Source organism: Flammeovirga aprica JL-4 (assembly GCF_012844305.1).
Lineage (GTDB): Bacteria > Bacteroidota > Bacteroidia > Cytophagales > Flammeovirgaceae > Flammeovirga > Flammeovirga aprica.
In genome coordinates, this window is record NZ_JABANE010000380.1 from 1 (window position 1) to 638 (window position 638).

Annotated in this window: 1 protein-coding gene; it reads right to left on the reverse strand. The window is 30.7% G+C overall.

The window, feature by feature from the left end:
- A partial coding sequence (locus HHU12_RS34480) for a transposase (RefSeq protein ID WP_169656040.1) occupies positions 1–432 on the reverse strand: 432 nt, incomplete at its 3' end.
- Between the last annotated feature and the right edge of the window lie 206 nt (positions 433–638).

The window sequence follows — 638 nt, forward strand, 5'->3', positions numbered from 1 at the left end:
ATACCCACCTACAGCAAACTCATCTACTTCAACATACCCCTTCAAAGGATGCTGTAAACTACTTTGCATAGAATATTGTACTTTACGTCTGAAATTTAAACAGCTTTGATAACTCAAGGACAGTTTCTCACTTAAAGTTAAAGTGGACATGCCTTTCTTATCACAACTAACTTTAAATATGAATTCAAAAGCAGTTAGAATTGAAAATTTCAGCTTATGAAATAGGGTATGAGCTGTAACAGACTCATCATATTTACACTTTTGACAACGTCTAGAATGCAACTTTTTACCTTTCATATATTTTGTATGTTCACATTTCCTACATTTGTAATGATCACTCCACTTTAGTGTCGATAAATATTCAAGACAATCTTCTTCTTTTTGAAATGTTGAATAAAATGTTCTATCGTCAAAACCTTCAAAATTGATCATAATACATCTGGTTGTTTGGTTACTTTTACACTAATGTAAATCAGTTAACCGTAACAGAAGTACGTTTTACTATTTAGGGCGATCTAAGTTTAGATACCTAAATATTTAAATTACTCAAAAAGAAGAAAAAAGAGTCATTCCCTAATTAAAAAAAGAAAACGTTCATTGCTGTACTTGCTAAATAAAGGGATTGGTCAATTACAGGA